Origin of the sequence: Azospirillum lipoferum 4B (assembly GCF_000283655.1) — a bacterium.
Taxonomy (GTDB): Bacteria; Pseudomonadota; Alphaproteobacteria; order Azospirillales; family Azospirillaceae; genus Azospirillum; species Azospirillum lipoferum_C.
Window position 1 is genome coordinate 1089400 of sequence record NC_016622.1, and the last position, 14139, is coordinate 1103538.

At 68.9% G+C, this 14139-nt stretch carries 11 protein-coding genes; 6 read left to right on the forward strand and 5 right to left on the reverse strand.

What is annotated here, in order from left to right; genetic code table 11:
* Positions 1-39: 39 nt before the first annotated feature.
* Positions 40-819: an SDR family oxidoreductase gene (locus AZOLI_RS04965; RefSeq protein ID WP_014247491.1), complete on the reverse strand. Its 780-nt coding sequence runs from the start codon at positions 817-819 to the stop codon at positions 40-42.
* Between the two features lie 106 nt (positions 820-925).
* Here AZOLI_RS04965 and AZOLI_RS04970 point away from each other — a divergent pair, with 106 nt between their 5' ends.
* Positions 926-1840 carry a LysR family transcriptional regulator gene (locus AZOLI_RS04970; protein ID WP_014247492.1) on the forward strand — a complete coding sequence of 305 codons (915 nt, stop codon included), beginning with the start codon at positions 926-928 and terminating at the stop codon, positions 1838-1840.
* 18 nt (positions 1841-1858) lie between these two features.
* Here AZOLI_RS04970 and AZOLI_RS04975 read toward each other — a convergent pair whose 3' ends face one another.
* On the reverse strand, positions 1859-2755 hold the full coding sequence (locus AZOLI_RS04975; protein WP_014247493.1) for an aldose 1-epimerase: 897 nt from the start codon (positions 2753-2755) through the stop codon (positions 1859-1861).
* 278 nt (positions 2756-3033) lie between these two features.
* On the opposite strand from AZOLI_RS04975, the gene AZOLI_RS04980 reads away from it, so the two are divergent.
* Positions 3034-5706 carry a serine/threonine-protein kinase gene (locus AZOLI_RS04980; protein WP_162487988.1) on the forward strand — a complete coding sequence of 891 codons (2673 nt, stop codon included), beginning with the start codon at positions 3034-3036 and terminating at the stop codon, positions 5704-5706.
* Between the two features lie 76 nt (positions 5707-5782).
* On the opposite strand, the gene AZOLI_RS04985 is transcribed toward AZOLI_RS04980, so the two are convergent.
* Positions 5783-6352 (reverse strand): peptidylprolyl isomerase, encoded by a 570-nt coding sequence (locus AZOLI_RS04985; RefSeq protein ID WP_014247496.1) that lies wholly within the window; start codon positions 6350-6352, stop codon positions 5783-5785.
* A 188-nt stretch (positions 6353-6540) separates the two neighbouring features.
* Here AZOLI_RS04985 and AZOLI_RS04990 point away from each other — a divergent pair, with 188 nt between their 5' ends.
* Genes AZOLI_RS04990 through AZOLI_RS05005 form a run of 4 tightly spaced genes read left to right on the forward strand, consistent with a single transcriptional unit; the run spans position 6541 to position 10869 of the window.
* Positions 6541-8211 carry a YdbH domain-containing protein gene (locus AZOLI_RS04990; RefSeq protein ID WP_014247497.1) on the forward strand — a complete coding sequence of 557 codons (1671 nt, stop codon included), beginning with the start codon at positions 6541-6543 and terminating at the stop codon, positions 8209-8211.
* A gap of 8 nt (positions 8212-8219) precedes the next feature.
* Complete coding sequence (locus AZOLI_RS04995; RefSeq protein WP_197541524.1) at positions 8220-8483, forward strand: YnbE family lipoprotein; 264 nt, start codon at positions 8220-8222, stop codon at positions 8481-8483.
* Complete coding sequence (locus tag AZOLI_RS05000) at positions 8483-8851, forward strand: YdbL family protein (protein WP_014247499.1); 369 nt, start codon at positions 8483-8485, stop codon at positions 8849-8851. The genes AZOLI_RS04995 and AZOLI_RS05000 overlap by 1 nt, the downstream gene beginning before the upstream one ends.
* On the forward strand, positions 8848-10869 hold the full coding sequence (locus AZOLI_RS05005; protein WP_014247500.1) for an O-linked N-acetylglucosamine transferase family protein: 2022 nt from the start codon (positions 8848-8850) through the stop codon (positions 10867-10869). Before AZOLI_RS05000 ends, AZOLI_RS05005 begins: the two co-directional genes overlap by 4 nt.
* On the opposite strand, the gene AZOLI_RS05010 is transcribed toward AZOLI_RS05005, so the two are convergent.
* Together AZOLI_RS05010 and AZOLI_RS05015 are read right to left on the reverse strand one after the other, a co-directional pair.
* On the reverse strand, positions 10860-11585 hold the full coding sequence (locus AZOLI_RS05010) for a hypothetical protein (RefSeq protein ID WP_014247501.1): 726 nt from the start codon (positions 11583-11585) through the stop codon (positions 10860-10862). The genes AZOLI_RS05005 and AZOLI_RS05010 overlap by 10 nt on opposite strands.
* Before the next feature lie 125 nt (positions 11586-11710).
* Positions 11711-14077 carry an LPS-assembly protein LptD gene (locus AZOLI_RS05015; RefSeq protein WP_014247502.1) on the reverse strand — a complete coding sequence of 789 codons (2367 nt, stop codon included), beginning with the start codon at positions 14075-14077 and terminating at the stop codon, positions 11711-11713.
* Positions 14078-14139 lie beyond the last annotated feature (62 nt).

Here is a 14139-nt window from a genome sequence, read left to right on the forward strand (position 1 = left end):
ATCGGCAACGGCCGAAGCGCTTCTGCCGCCGCTCGCGCTTTACGCGGTGGGAATGGTGCCGCCGTCGACGACGTATTCGGTGCCGGTAACGGTCGCGGCCCGATCGGAGGCGAGGAAGGCGATCAGGTTGGCGACGTCCGCCGGCTTCGATGGTCTGCCGATGGGAATCCCGCCGAGCGAGTCCATGATGATCCGCTTGCCGCCCTCATAGTCGGTGCCGGCCTCCTTCGCGAGCCGCTCCGCCAACCGTACCGCCGCCTCGGTTTCGATCCAGCCGGGCGAAACGCGCACCACGCGCACGCCCTTGGGCGAGACCTCCTTCGAAAGGCTCTTGCTGTAGGTCGAGAGCGCGGCCTTCGCGGCGGCATAGGCCGTCGTCGACTCCGGCAACGGCAGCGCGCGCTGGATGGAGGTGACATGGATGACCACGCCATGACCCTGCGCCACCATCGCCGGCACGAGTTCTCGGTCGAGCCGGATGGCGGGCATCAGGTTGAGATCCAGCTCCTTGCGCCACTCCGCGTCGCTCAGCGCCGCGAAGCCGCCCGCCGGAGCGGATGAGCCGCCCAGCATGTGGACGATGATATCGACCCCGCCCAGACGCTCACGCACCGTGGCCGCCAGAGTGGCGCACCCCTCCGCGGTCGTCAGGTCCGCGGAGACGAACATCCCGTCGTCGAGGCTGTCCGGACGGGACCGGGCTGCGGTCAGCACACGGGCGCCGAGGTCGCGAAACAGCGCGACGGTGGCCGCACCCGCGCCGCGCGTGCCCGAAGTGACGAGCGCTCGCTTGCCGTCGAGGCTGATGAAGGGGCTCATGGATCGGTCTTCCTGATCGGGATTGCTCTGTCCCGCAAAGGTAGGCCTGGACGCACGTTCCGATAATCGGGATAAAACAGGATGCGGAATTCCGAAAGGTGGGACAATGAAGCGGGCCGACCTGAACGATCTGGATGCGGTCATCGCCATTGCGCGACGGAGCTCGTTTCGCGCGGCGGCGCTCGATCTGGGAATGTCGACGACCGCGCTCAGCAACGCCATCGGAAAGCTCGAAGCGGGTCTCGGCGTCCGCCTGTTCCACCGCACGACGCGGAGCGTCTCGCTCACCGATGCCGGCCGGGTATTCGTCGAGCAGGTCGGTCCGGCATTGCAGGATGTTCATGGCGCCCTGGAAGCCGTGCGGTCGCAGCAGACAACTCCATCAGGCACGCTGCGCATCAATGCCTTCGCCGCGGCGGCGCGTGAAATCCTTTCGCCGCTGGTGCTGGAGTTCCTGCGCCGTCATCCGCAGGTGCATGTCGACCTCGTCACCGAAGGGCGTCTGGTGGATATCGTCGAGGATGGTTTCGATCTCGGTGTACGGGTGGCCGATCTCGTTCCCAGCGACATGATCGCGATTTCCCTGGGTCGCCCGCAGCGCTATGCCGTCGTCGGGTTGCCGGCCTATTTCGCGACGCACGACCGGCCGCGCGTGCCGCCTGACCTGCTCAATCACCCCTGCATCCGTGTCCGCCTGCCGAACGGCGCCCTTTTCCGGTGGCAGTTCGAGAAGGATGGGCAATCGGCGCAGATCGACGTCGATGGGCCGATCACCCTGGACGAGGCCAGTCTGGCGCGAATCGCCGTCCTCGAAGGTGTGGGCATCGGCTTCTTCATGGAGTCGGACGTGCGGGCCGACATCGAGGCGGGCCGTCTCGTTCGCGTGCTCGAGGACTGGACGCCGCCGCGTTCCCAGCTCTGCCTCTACTATTCCGGACGGCGCAACCCGTCGGCCGCCTTCAGGGCCTTCATCGGCCTCGCCCGCGAACTCGGCGCAAAGGGCGGTCCCCCAGGGTCGTGATAACTCGGTTCGCGATGTCTAGATGCGCGATACGAGGAAGCGCACGGTCATCGACAGCCGTTCTCCCGCCGGCAGGGCGATGACGCCGGCATCCGCCTCCTGCGGGCGGTTCAGCGCGTCGGTCATGTGGGTGACCGGCTCCAGGCACAGATAGGGCTCGCCCGGCGGGGCATAGACGATCAGATGGCCGGCCGGCCCGTCGGCGATCATGGTCAGGCGCAGCCGCTCTTGCGGGCGGTCCAGCGTCGCCGTGCCCGACCAGCCGGTGAAGCCGTTGTCCAGCGCGGCATGGTCCATGTCGATGCCGTGGCGGAAATCCCAGGCGGCGGGCAGGGGGCGGCGGCGGGACGGCAGGATGGTGTCATCATTGTCCCAGACCGCACGGACATCGGCGGTGACGATGCTGCCCGGCGACTTGGCGAAATAGGGATGCAGCCCCAGCCCGGCCGGCATGTCGCCGTCGGACTCGTTGATCAGGTCGAGGGTGACGGTCAGCCCCTCGCCGTCGAGCGCCACGGTCTGGGTCGCGCGGTAGCTCCAGGGCCAGTCGCCGGCGCGGTGGGCGAAGCCCATGCGGAGCGCATCCTCGGCCGCCGCCTCGACGGTCCAGGGGGTCGACCAGCCATGGCCGTGGATGCGGTGCGGCGAACCGGGATCGGTGGCGAGCTGGACCTCCCGTCCCTTGAAGACGAAGCGGCCGCCGCTGATGCGGTTGGAAAAGGGGACCAGCGGAAAGCAGGCCATGTCCGGGGCGAAATCGCCGGCCAGCGCAGGGTCCGAGGCGCGCCGGAACAGATCGACCGGACCGGTCGCGGTCGACAGGCTCCAACTCGCCAGCGAACCGCCGATGTGCGGAGTCGCCGTGAGCGTCATGGCCCTGTGCCGCAACGCGATGATGGCGCCGGTCCGGATCATGCGTTTCTCCCATCTTCAGCGTCGCGACTTTTATCGCACATGCGAAGACCGAAGGGAACGGCCGCCGCCGATGACGCAACGCTGACATAGTTTCTGTGTGTTTGTCGAAAAATGCGGGTATCGTACACCCCTCCTTTACCCTCCACCGGTGACGATGGGGGCAAATCGGGTCGGTGCAGCCGCGGATGTCAACGCGGGGAGCGCCCTGTTGTTGCAGATCGCCCTGCGTCCTCAGGCCTCGGGGGGCATCTGCCGGGTATCTGCAGGAAAGGTCGGGAGTGTCCAGTTCACCGCTCAGCCGCGCGATGCCGTCACCCCAGGCCGCCATGGGCTCGCTCGACGAGGCGGAACTGTGCGGTGCGCTGGCGGATTACCATGCGCTGCCGGCGCGGATGGTGATCGGCGTCGTGCTGCGTCCGTATCTCGACCCGCTGTGCCTGACGCCCACCGAACTGATCCATCTCGCAAAGCCGCTGAAATCCTGCCTGGAACAGGGGACGGTGGTGGAGGCGGCGATCACCAAGGTCGCCGCCGTGCAGGCCCGAGCGCCGGGGCAGGAGCAGCAGAGACGCCGTCAGGCCATCCGCAGCGCGGTGGATGAGAGCTGGGCCAGGGCGCGCACCGCCCAGGCCGCCTTTGCCGCCATGCCGCGCGGACGCCGGCCGGTGGACTGGCTGCTGTCGCAGGGAACCGCGACGCCGACCGGCGACGCCGACTATGACCTGCGGGTGGCGGTTGCCCTGGAACTGGTGGAGATCAAGAGCTGGGGCGGCAAACTGGACCGGCTGCTGGAACTGCACCAGTGGGACCGGGACGAACGGCTGGCCGCCGCGATCGATGGGGTGATCGGCGATATCCTGGCCTCCACCGCCGCAGGGGGGGAACTCTTCGGTGCCAACCTGCTGCCCGGAACCCTGCTGTCCACCCTGTGCGACATGCTGTTCGGCCGCATCGGCATGGAGGCCATGGGGCCGAATCGCATCGGCGTGCTGAATGCCCTGTTCCGCCAGGGCAAGCTGCCGATGGCGAAAGCCGCCGTGCTGGACCGCATCCGCCGGCAGTTGAAGGCGCCCCAGCCGCTGGGCCGCGGCGCCTTCGACCAGGAGGCGGAGTTTCTGAAGACGCTGGCCGGGCATCTGCTGAGCCGCGACGGGCTGATCGGCGGGGCGGCGATGGCCGATGCGCTGACCGTGCGCTATTCGCGCCGGCTGGAGCAGGGCGGGGCCAGCGCCTATCGCCGTTCCATCGTCGGGCTCAGCGAAGGGCAGCCGGACCTGCTCTGCCGCATCCACTATCTCACCCGCGTCGCCGCCACTCCTGCCGGGGAACGACACGCGGACGAAATCCTCGCATCGCTGGACGCCGCGGTCGGCAACGAGCTGCTGATCGAGAACATGCTGGTGCAGACGCCGGACACGGCGCTGCTGGAGCGCGACGTCGCCCGCGCGCTGGCGGCCATCCGTTCCGCCCCGCTGCCGGCCGATGCCTGCGAACGGATCGCCGCCCGTGCCGAACGGTCCGTCGACGAGTATGTGAAGACCGGCCAACTGGCCGCCCGGCTGAAGCAGGTGGAGCCGGTGCTGCGCCGCCGCACCATCCGGCTGGCGGAGGTCGCCTGCTCCGGTCTGATCCGCGAGGACGGCGCCCTGCCTCTGATGCGCCAGCACATTTTGGAGATCGTCCGCCAACCGCAGTTCCAGGCGGAGATCGCCCAACCGGACAGCGACGTCGCCCAGGCGGAGGTGCGCCGGCTGCTGCATCTGCTCGACCGCCTGCGTCAGATGGCCACCGCGCCCGCCCCGCCGCCGACACCGGTTCCGGTTCCGGTTCCGGTTTCGGCGGCGCATCGTGCCGGTCCGCGCAGTGCGGACACCGTTTGCAACCCCTCCGCCGCAATGCCTGCCGCCATTCCTCCGGCGGGCCGGGCATCGGCGGATACGGTTATGATCGGCGCGCCGACGCCCGCGGCCGCCCCGGTGGCATCGGACGGGCTGTGCCCGAACTGCTACACGGCCCGCATGCCGTCCGGTCCCTGCACCGCCTGCGGCTTTCCCGTGAAGTCCGACAACCGGCCGGGGGTGCATCTGGTGCCCGGCACGCTTCTGCATGGCCGCTACCGCGCCGGGCGGGTGCTGGGGCAGGGCGGTTTCGGAGCCACCTATCTGGGTTGGGACGACCGGCTGCGGGTGAAGGTCGCGATCAAGGAGTATTATCCGGCCAACCTGATCGCGCGAGTTCCAAACGCCGCCGCCGTCTCCCCCTTTTCCGACGAGCATGCGGAGACCTTTGCCGACGGTCTCGCCAAATTCCTGGAGGAGGCGCGGACCTTGGCCCGCCTGCGCGACGTGCGCGAGATCGTCGGCGTCCAGGACTTCTTCGAGGAGAACGGCACCGCCTATCTGGTGATGGAACTGCTGGAAGGCCGGACCATGAAGAGGTATCTGGCCGATTCCGGCGGCCGGATCGACGTGAAGCGGACGCTGTCGGTGGTGACGCCCATCGCGAAGGCGCTGCAGGCCATCCACGAGCAGGGTCTGATCCACCGCGACGTCAGCCCGGACAACATTTTCCTGACCAATGGCGGGGAACGGAAGCTGCTGGACTTCGGCGCGGCGCGGCAAACGGCGAAGCCCGCCAACGGTCTGACCGTGATCCTGAAGCCGGGCTATGCCCCGCCGGAGCAATATTCGAACGAAGGGCGCCAGGGTCCCTGGTCGGACGTCTATGCGTTGTGCGCCACCATCTATCTGGCGCTGACCGGCCGCACCCCGCCGGACGCCACCGCCCGCTTCATGAACGACAAGGTGCCGCGCCCCTCCGAACTCGGGGTGGCGCTGCCGCCGGGATTCGAGAAGGTGCTGATGTCCGGGCTGGCCATGCGCTGGCAGGACCGGCCGCAGTCGATGAAGGATCTGCTGCGTGGGATGACCTTGGCGTTGGCCGGTGGCTGAGAGCGTCGTGACGCGGGCATGAAAAAGGGGACCGGCGCACCCGGTCCCCTTTTCCCGATCCGCTGCGACGATGCCGTTACTTGGCGTCGGCGGCGACCTGCATCTTGACGATCTTGTCCGGCTCGGTGACCTGACCGTTGCGGGACTGGCTGCCCTTCTTGATCATGTCCACGAACTCCATGCCCTCGACCACGCGGCCCCAGACCGTATACTGGCGGTCCAGGAAGTTGGACGGCGCGAAGCAGATGAAGAACTGGCTGTCGGCGCTGTCGGGATCCTGCGCGCGGGCCATCGACAGGGTGCCGCGGATGTGCGGCGCGCTGGAGAACTCGGCCTTCAGCTTCTTGCCGGAGCCGCCCATGCCGGTGCCGGTCGGGTCGCCGGTCTGGGCCATGAAGCCGTCGATGACGCGGTGGAAGACGACGCCGTTGTAGAAGCCCTGGCGGGTCAGTTCCTTGATGCGGGCGACGTGGTTCGGCGCCAGGTCGGGCCGCAGTTCGATCACCACGCGACCATCCTTGAGGTCGAGGTAAATGGTGTTTTCCGGATCCAAGGCCTTCGCCTCCCCTTGCGAGACTGTAAAGAACGAGACAGTGAAGATTGTGGCGAACAAGGCCGCCAGCAACGCGCGGGTCCACCGCTTCATGCGAAACACTCCGATGAGCCGAAATCCGCGCCCCGGACCATAGGGGAAAAGCTGGGGAATGCAAAGCCGCGCTGGCGAGGGGGGACGATCCGCCAAAAGTCACGGATGACGGACTCTTGTCCGGGTGTTCATCGCGGCAGGGACATGGCAAGCCATCTGCATCGCATGACGCGGGGAGGGGACGGCGGGTGAGGCTGGGACGGGCGATAGCGGGAACGGCGGCGGTTGCGATGACGCTGGGTGTCGTCGGCCTTGGCGGTGCCATTCTGGCCGGACCCACCCTGATCGGCGGGGTGGCGACGGAGTTGCTGCGCGACTCCGGCTTCGCCGGGGCGGAGGTCACCGTCACCGGATTGCGGATCGCCGATGGCTGGGACGGGCTGCGGCTGGAGTTCACCGCCGGCAGCGGGCCGCTGGAGGCCGCGGCCCCGACGCTGGACCTGCCGATGGCCGGCCGTGTCACCCTGTCCGGCGCGCTGCGGGTGGGGATGGATGGCGGGATGCTGACCGTCAGCCCCGACGGCTGCCTGCCTGCCGTTGTTGAGAAGCTGACGATCAGCGGCCAGACGCTGGTCCTCCCGCAGGAAGCAACCGTCTGCGCCGCGCCGCAGGGGCCGCTGCTGCGCTGGTCGCCGTCGCTGATGACCATCGCTGCGGAGGTGAAGGCCCCGCGGCTCGACGCACCGGCCAGCGGCCTGCGTGCCGACCAATTGGCGCTGCGGCTGGGGCAGGATGGGAACGGTCGGCAGGCGGACGCCACCGTCGCCAAGCTGACCAACACCGCCAAGCCGGCGCCGGTCGTGCCGCTCGCCGTCACCCTCCGTGCCGTCCAGGAGGGGGAACAGCCCTGGTCCATCGCCGGCACGGCGAAGGATGCGCAGGGCCTGCTGTCCGTCACCCTGGCCGGCGATTACGACCAGACCGCCGGCACCGGCCGGGTGGAGGCGGTGGCGAAACCGGTCGCGCTTGCGCCGGACGGGCCGGGATTGGCCGCCCTTTCGCCGCTGGCGGCGAGCTTTCTTCAGAAGGCGTCCGGCACCCTGTCGGGCAAGGCGACAATCGCCTGGGATGCCAAGGGCATGACCACGGCCGGGCAGGCGGCGGTGAGGGGGCTGGCCGGCGTCGCCGGGCCGGTGACCGTCGCCGGTGTGACCGGAACGGTGGCCTTGGCAAGCCTGTCTCCGCCGGTGATCCCGGCTGGACAGAGGCTGTCCATCGGCCTGCTCGACGTCGGCGTTCCTCTGACCGACGGCACCCTGCTGTTCGGCTATGGGCGCGACGGGCGGCTGGACGTCGGCCGCGCGGAATGGCGCTGGGCCGGCGGTACGCTGCGCGCCGATCCGTTCAAGCTGGCGCCCGCCGCACCCAAGGGAACCGTCACCCTGCATGCGGATGGAATCGACGCGGCCAAGTTGCTGGATCTGATCGCCGTCGACGGGCTGGAGGCGAGCGGCAAGCTGGCCGGCACCCTGCCGGTGGTCTTCGCCGACGATACGGTGACGCTGAACGGCGGCGTTCTGGAGTCCGCCGCGCCCGGCACCCTGCGCTACGATCCCGCCAACCCGCCCGCCGCGCTGAAGGGGGTGGAGGGAAGCCCGACCGCCATGCTGATGGGCGCGCTGACCGATTTCCGTTACGACAGCCTGCGGATCACCATCGACGGGCAGGCCGGCGGGGAACTCAGCGCCGGCCTGTCGCTGCGCGGCGCCAACCCGTCATTCTACGATGGCTATCCGGTTGCGCTTAACCTTAAGCTGTCCGGCGCGCTCGACCGGATTCTGCGCCAGAACCTCGACGTCTATCGGCTCCCCGACACGCTGCGGGACCGCATGACCGGCTCCGACCAGAAGGACCCCTGATCGCCACCATGGTAACCAAATTCCCATCCACCCATCTTATGGCCGCGCGCCCCACGGCCGCCCTGCTGTTGTCCCTCGCGGCGGCGGCCTGTGCCCCAACGGTCAAGATCGAAGCGCCCGACAAGCCCATCGAGATCAACCTGAACGTTCGCATCGAGCAGGAGGTGCGGGTCAAGCTGGAACGCGACGTCGACGACGCCATCCGCAACGACCCAGCCCTGTTCGGCCTGCCCGCGGACTCTTTGCCCTCTCCTGCGAAGGGGAAACAGTGATGACGACCCATCCCATCACCCGCCGCCGCTTCAACCGGCTGGCGCTGACCGCCATGGCCGCCGGGCTGCTGGCCTCCGCCCTGCCGTCGCTTGCCTTCGCACAGGATGCGCTGGCCGCCGCCAAGGCCGCCGGCCAGATCGGCGAGCGTCCGGACGGGCTGGTCGGCGCCGTTCCCGGCGCCCCCGCATCGGCCCAGGCGCTGGCCGAGCAGGTGAACGCCCAGCGGCTCGCCCGCTATCGCGAGATCGCCAAGGGCAACGGCACTGCGCTCGACAAGGTCCAGGCCGTCGCCGGGCAGCAGCTGATCGAGCGGACCCCCGCCGGCCAGTTCGTGATGACCGCCGCCGGACAGTGGCAGCGGAAGTGAGCGACGCGGCCACCGTCGCCGACCTGCGCCGCCGTCTGTCCGGCAAGCCCGGTGACGGCGCGCTGCAGGCCGCCCTGTTCGCTGCGCTCGACGCGGCAAGGCAGGCCGGCACGCCGGAGGAGGCGGTCGCCCGCTCCAACTTCGGCGAGGCGCTGCGGCGCCAGGGCCGGCTGGCGGAGGCAGAGGCCCATCACCGCAAGGCGCTGGCGTGGCTGCCCGATTTCGGCGGCAACCATTTCAACTGGGGCGTGACCCTGCAGGCGCTCGGCCGTTCGGCAGAGGCGGTGACGGCCTATGGCGAGGCCGCGCTGCTTATGCCGCGCTTCGCCCCGGCGCCTTGCAACCAGGGGGTCCTGCTGCGCGAACTCGGCCGGCTGGACGAGGCGGATGCGGCGCTGCGCCGGGCGCTGGAGCTGGACCCGATGCTGGTGCCGGCGCGGCTTGCCCTGGCGGCTCTGCACCGCGACCGTGGCGACCTGGACCGCGCCATTGCCGGATTCCGCGCCTGCCTGTGTCTGCGGCCCGATCTGGCGGAAGGGCAGGCGAACCTCGCCTTGTCCCTGAAGGAGCGCGGGCAGCGTGGCGGAGCGAAGGACGATGCCGCCAGCGTGGCGGGATTCGAGCGTGCCCTGTGCATCGGCCTGCCCGATCCCGGCGGGGTGCTGGCCCAGCTGATTCAGCAGCGCCGTCACCTCTGCCGCTGGGATGGGCTGGAGGCGCTGTCGGTTCGGCTGGTGGGATTGGTGCGGGAGGGGCGGACCCGGCAGGTTCATCCCTGGATCTTCCTCGGCGAAGGGGCGGGGCCGGAGTTGGAGCGGGCCTGCGCCGAGCGCTACGCCGCCTGGAAGACCCGCGGCATCGAGCCGGTTTTCCCGAATCGCACCGGCCGCGGCGACAGGCTGCGCATCGGCTATCTGTCCGCCGACTATCATGAGCACGCCACCGCGGTGCTGATCGCCGAACTGGTGGAGCGGCACGACCGCGGGCGGTTCGAGATCGTCGGCTGCTCCTACGGTCCCGACGATGGCGGGCCAATGCGCCGTCGGCTGGCAGCGGGATTCGACCGCTTCCTCGACCTGTCCGCCCTGACCGACGAGGCGGCGGCGCAGGCGATCCATGGGGCGGGAATCGATATCCTGGTCGACCTGAAGGGGCACACCCAGGGCGTCCGGCCCGGCATCGCCGCCCGCCGGCCGGCGCCGGTGCAGGCGCAATGGCTGGGCTATCCGGGAACGACGGGAAGTCCGACCATCGACTATGTCATCGCCGATCCGGTGGTGGCGCCGGCCGACCATCGGCGCTTCTACAGCGAGCGCATCGTCCATCTGCCCGACAGCTATCAGCCCAACGACCGCAAGCGCAGCATCGGGCCGGTGCCCAGCCGCGCCGACTGCGGCCTGCCGGCGGACGCTGTGGTCTTCTGCGCCTTCAACGCGCCCTACAAGATCGGGCCGGAGCTGTTCGGCCGCTGGTGCCGCATCCTGCAACGGGTGCCGGGATCGGTCCTGTGGCTGCTGGAAGGACCGGCGGAGGTGGCGGTCAACCTGCGCCGTGCCGCGGCGGAGCGGGGAATCGCGGCGGAGCGGCTGGTCTTCGCCCCCCGGCTGCCCGGCCCCGCCCATCTGGCGCGGCACCGGCTGGCCGACCTCTTCCTCGATTCGAGCCCGGTCGGCGCCCACACCACCGCGAGCGATGCATTGTGGGCCGGGCTGCCGGTGTTGACGGTGCCGGGCCATTCCTTCGCCGGGCGGGTCGCCGCCAGCCTGCTGCATGCCGTCGGTCTGCCGGAATCGGCCGTGCCGGATTGGGACGCCTATGAGGCGACCGCGCAGCGTCTGGCCGAACGGCCGGCGGAGCTTGCAGGACTGAAACGGCGGTTGGAGGAAGGGCGCGCGACCGCCCCGCTGTTCGATACCGACCGTTTCGCCCGCTCCATCGAGGCCGCCTACCTCGCCATGTGGGAAATCCACGCGGCGGGCGGACCGCCGCGCGGCTTCGCGGTTGCGGCTCAGGGATAGGTGCAGCGGTCGGCGGTGACCTCCACGAAGGAGCGCTGGGAGGCGGCGAAGGTGAAGCGGTATTCGCTGTTGTCGACCACCAGCGACTGGTGCAGCGGCAGCACGCCGGTGACCGTCGCGGTCTTGCCGCCGATGCCGGTGATGCGGATGGTCACCGGCTGTCCCGGATCGAACCAGCTTTCGGCATTGCCCTGCGCGTTGTGGGCGGACTGGCCTTCGCCGGTGACGGTCACGGTGCCGTTGCCGAAGGTCACGCCGCGCGCACCGCCCTTCAGCAGCGGGGTGCTCAGCGTGAAGCGCTTGGTGTCGGCCGGCTGGCAGTTGCGCTGAACCTGGGCCTGGGAAATCACGAAGGACAGGCGGTTGGCGTCAATCCCGCTCTTCAGCCGCTCCGACACCAGCTGCGTCAGTTTGGCGAGCTCGCCGGTCGGCACCTCCCGCTGCAGGCGGCCTTCCAGCTCGGCGGCGCGCGCCTCCGCCGTGCGGGCGGCGTGCTGCATCTGGGTGGCCAGCAGTTCCAGCTCCGCCTTCTGGCGCGACAGGGTGGCGATCTCCTCCCGCAGGGTGACGTCGCGGCCCTTCAGCTGCTCGATCCCCATCTGGTAGGAGAAGAGCCCGACGCCGAGGACCAGCGCGGCCAGCAGCAGGAACTTGATCGCGCCGGCCCGCATGCGTTTGCGATACCGTCTTTCGTAGTCGTAACGTCCCAGGGTCATGATGTCGGTCGCGGCGGGCTGTCTCGTCGGGCGATATGGCTAACGGCAACGGCCAAGGGATGCAACCCCTTGGCCGTCCATTTTGCCGTGATGCCTTGTCGCTGCCAGCTATCGGCGCGCCGATTCTACTGGTTGGCCGAGCCGCCGCCCAGGAAGCTTGCGTTCAGGCCCGGGCTCTTGAACTCGCCGACATTCTTGAAGACCAGACGGAAGAAGATGGTGTTGCCGTCCTGCTCGCCGGTGGTGCTGACCGTGTAGTCGCGGCGGGCGATCGTCTGGAAGATCAGGCATTCGTCGGCATAGGACAGAACCGCCAGGCTGGAGCGTGGACCGGGCTGCGGTTCCATCGCCTGGCTGTGGCTGATGCCGATGCTCCAATAATTGCTGAACTGCGACGACAGGCCGAACGACGCCTGTTCCACCCGGTCGCGGGTGACCGCGGTGCGCGACGTGGTCTGGTCGACATAGGTGTAGGAGGTGGACAGCCGCAGGAGGGGCACGCCGGCCGACGCGTTCAGCGAATGGCGGCGGGGCCGGAGCGTCTCATGGTCGATGCGGAAGCCGTAATTCACATCCAGCCAGTCGGCCGGCTGCAGGTCCAGGCGGCCGACATAGTCGGACACGCTGTCCTCCAGGCCGGACCCGCCGGTGAAGCCGGCATTGCTGTCCGTCAGGCGGCGGCTCTGGCCCAGGAACAGGCTGGCCGATCCCTGGGTGTTGCCGTAGATCGCCGTGCGCAGGCCGTAGGTGATGCGCATGCCGTCGTCCAGCCGGTCGATGCCGGTGAAGCGGTTCGGCTGCAGCAGGTTCACGTCGTCGAATTCGATGTCCAGGCTGTCCTCGTTCGGGAAAACCCGGCCGTTCGGCAGCTTGGGCGCGAAGGTCATCTGGCCGATCGGCTCGATCAGCTGGGACGAGTTTTCTCCATAGCGGACGAAGGGATAGCGGACGGTCGCCTGTCCCTGCGGGAAGAAACGGAAGCGGCTGACGTTGTCGTCCCCGCGCGTGGTCGGATTGGCGGAGTTGAACTGCTGCGCCGTATAGCCGGCGACCAGCACGCTGCCCGACAGGGTGGTCACGAAGCCGGCGTTGGAGACGATGTTGCGCTCCCACCCCGGCTGAACGACGACGCGCTGGGTGTCAGGCCCGGCATTCTGGAAGCGCGAGACGCCCAGCAGGCTGGTGTCCAGCGACCAGCGGCCGCCGAACAGGCTTCCCGGCTCGCCCAGCGCATTGTACTGCGCATAGGGCAGGGCGACCGGTTCGGGAATGGTATTCCCGTAACGCATGTCCTGGAAGCTGTAGCCGGTGATCGCCGCATAGTTCCGGCCGCGGAAGCCTTCCACATAGGCCTTGCTGGTCAGATAGTCCTCGCGGAAATCGTAATAGCGCCGCAGGAAGGTCGGATCGCTCGTACGCTTGATGTCGAAGCCGGCGCGCCAGGTCTCGTCGATGTCGAACAGGCCGCGCGCGGCGACGTAGCCGCGGTTGCGCGTCTCCTTCGGCGCCGTGTTGCTGTTGCCGCCGTCGCCGCGGGTGATGGCGCCTTCCAGCTCCAGCCGGCCGTTCTCGAAACGCTTGCGGTACTGGCCACCCAGCAGCGGCCCCTGCTGCGAATAGTAATGCAGGTCGAAGGTTGCGTCCTGGTCCGGCCCAATGTCCCAGTAATAGTGGGTCTTGAGGATGGCGCCCAAATTCGAGTTGTTGCCGAAGGACGGGGTCAGGAAGCCGCTCTTGCGGTCGACCGACGGATCGGGATGCGACAGGTAGGGCGTGTAGGCGACGGGGATCCCGAAGATCTCCATCGTCGCGTCGCGGTAGCGGACCTCGTGCTCCTCGTTGTCGTGCACGATGCGCACGGCGCGGATCTGCCACAGCGGCGGACGGGTGGGGTCCTCCTTGCAGAGGTCGCAGGGGCTGTAGACGCCGCGGTTGACGCGCGTCAGCCGGCCCTCGCGCCGCTCGCCCTCGGTGCCGGCCATCCGGCCGTTGTCGGTCATCAGGACGCGGATGTTCTCGATGAACACGTCCTTCAGGTCATCGGTCAGTTCGGCGTAATCGGCGAAGACGATGTCTCCCGACGGCTCCACCAGCCGGATCTTGCCGGTGGCGGTGACGACCTTGGTCTTCTGGTTGTAGGTGATCTTGTCGGCGCGGACGCTGCGCTTGCCCTGCGCCAGCTCGACATTGCCGCTGGCGGTGACGAGGCTGTTCACCTCGTCGAAGGTGACCTGGTCGGCTGTGAGCAGCACCGGGTCCTGCTTCTGCGCCGTTCCGTTCGCCGGTCCATTGGCGCTTCCCTGTCCGGCGGTGGCCGGCTTCGTTCCGGGAACCGGTGTGGCCGGCGACTGGGCCTGCGCCATGTCGGTGAAGGCCAGATCCACGGCGGCGACCCCGCACGCCACCATCAGCCCGACGATGCCGGAGCGCAGGAGGGGATTGGCGGCGGTCGGAGCTTTGGCGCGGGCGCGCCGGGAGACGTGCTTGGGCATGTCGGAACGATTGGGGGAAGCGAAAGCCCAAGTCAACGGTTTCAAGACCCCACCGCGGGCAA

What these genes read in the sequence shown, in the direction of transcription:
- AZOLI_RS04965 (WP_014247491.1), bottom strand. Translation starts at nt 819, where the DNA reads ATGAGCCCCTTCATCAGCCTCGACGGCAAGCGAGCGCTCGTCACTTCG.
- AZOLI_RS04970 (WP_014247492.1), top strand. Translation starts at nt 926, where the DNA reads ATGAAGCGGGCCGACCTGAACGATCTGGATGCGGTCATCGCCATTGCG.
- AZOLI_RS04975 (WP_014247493.1), bottom strand. Translation starts at nt 2,755, where the DNA reads ATGATCCGGACCGGCGCCATCATCGCGTTGCGGCACAGGGCCATGACG.
- AZOLI_RS04985 (WP_014247496.1), bottom strand. Translation starts at nt 6,352, where the DNA reads ATGAAGCGGTGGACCCGCGCGTTGCTGGCGGCCTTGTTCGCCACAATC.
- AZOLI_RS04995 (WP_197541524.1), top strand. Translation starts at nt 8,220, where the DNA reads ATGGTAACCAAATTCCCATCCACCCATCTTATGGCCGCGCGCCCCACG.
- AZOLI_RS05000 (WP_014247499.1), top strand. Translation starts at nt 8,483, where the DNA reads ATGACGACCCATCCCATCACCCGCCGCCGCTTCAACCGGCTGGCGCTG.
- AZOLI_RS05010 (WP_014247501.1), bottom strand. Translation starts at nt 11,585, where the DNA reads ATGACCCTGGGACGTTACGACTACGAAAGACGGTATCGCAAACGCATG.
- AZOLI_RS05015 (WP_014247502.1), bottom strand. Translation starts at nt 14,077, where the DNA reads ATGCCCAAGCACGTCTCCCGGCGCGCCCGCGCCAAAGCTCCGACCGCC.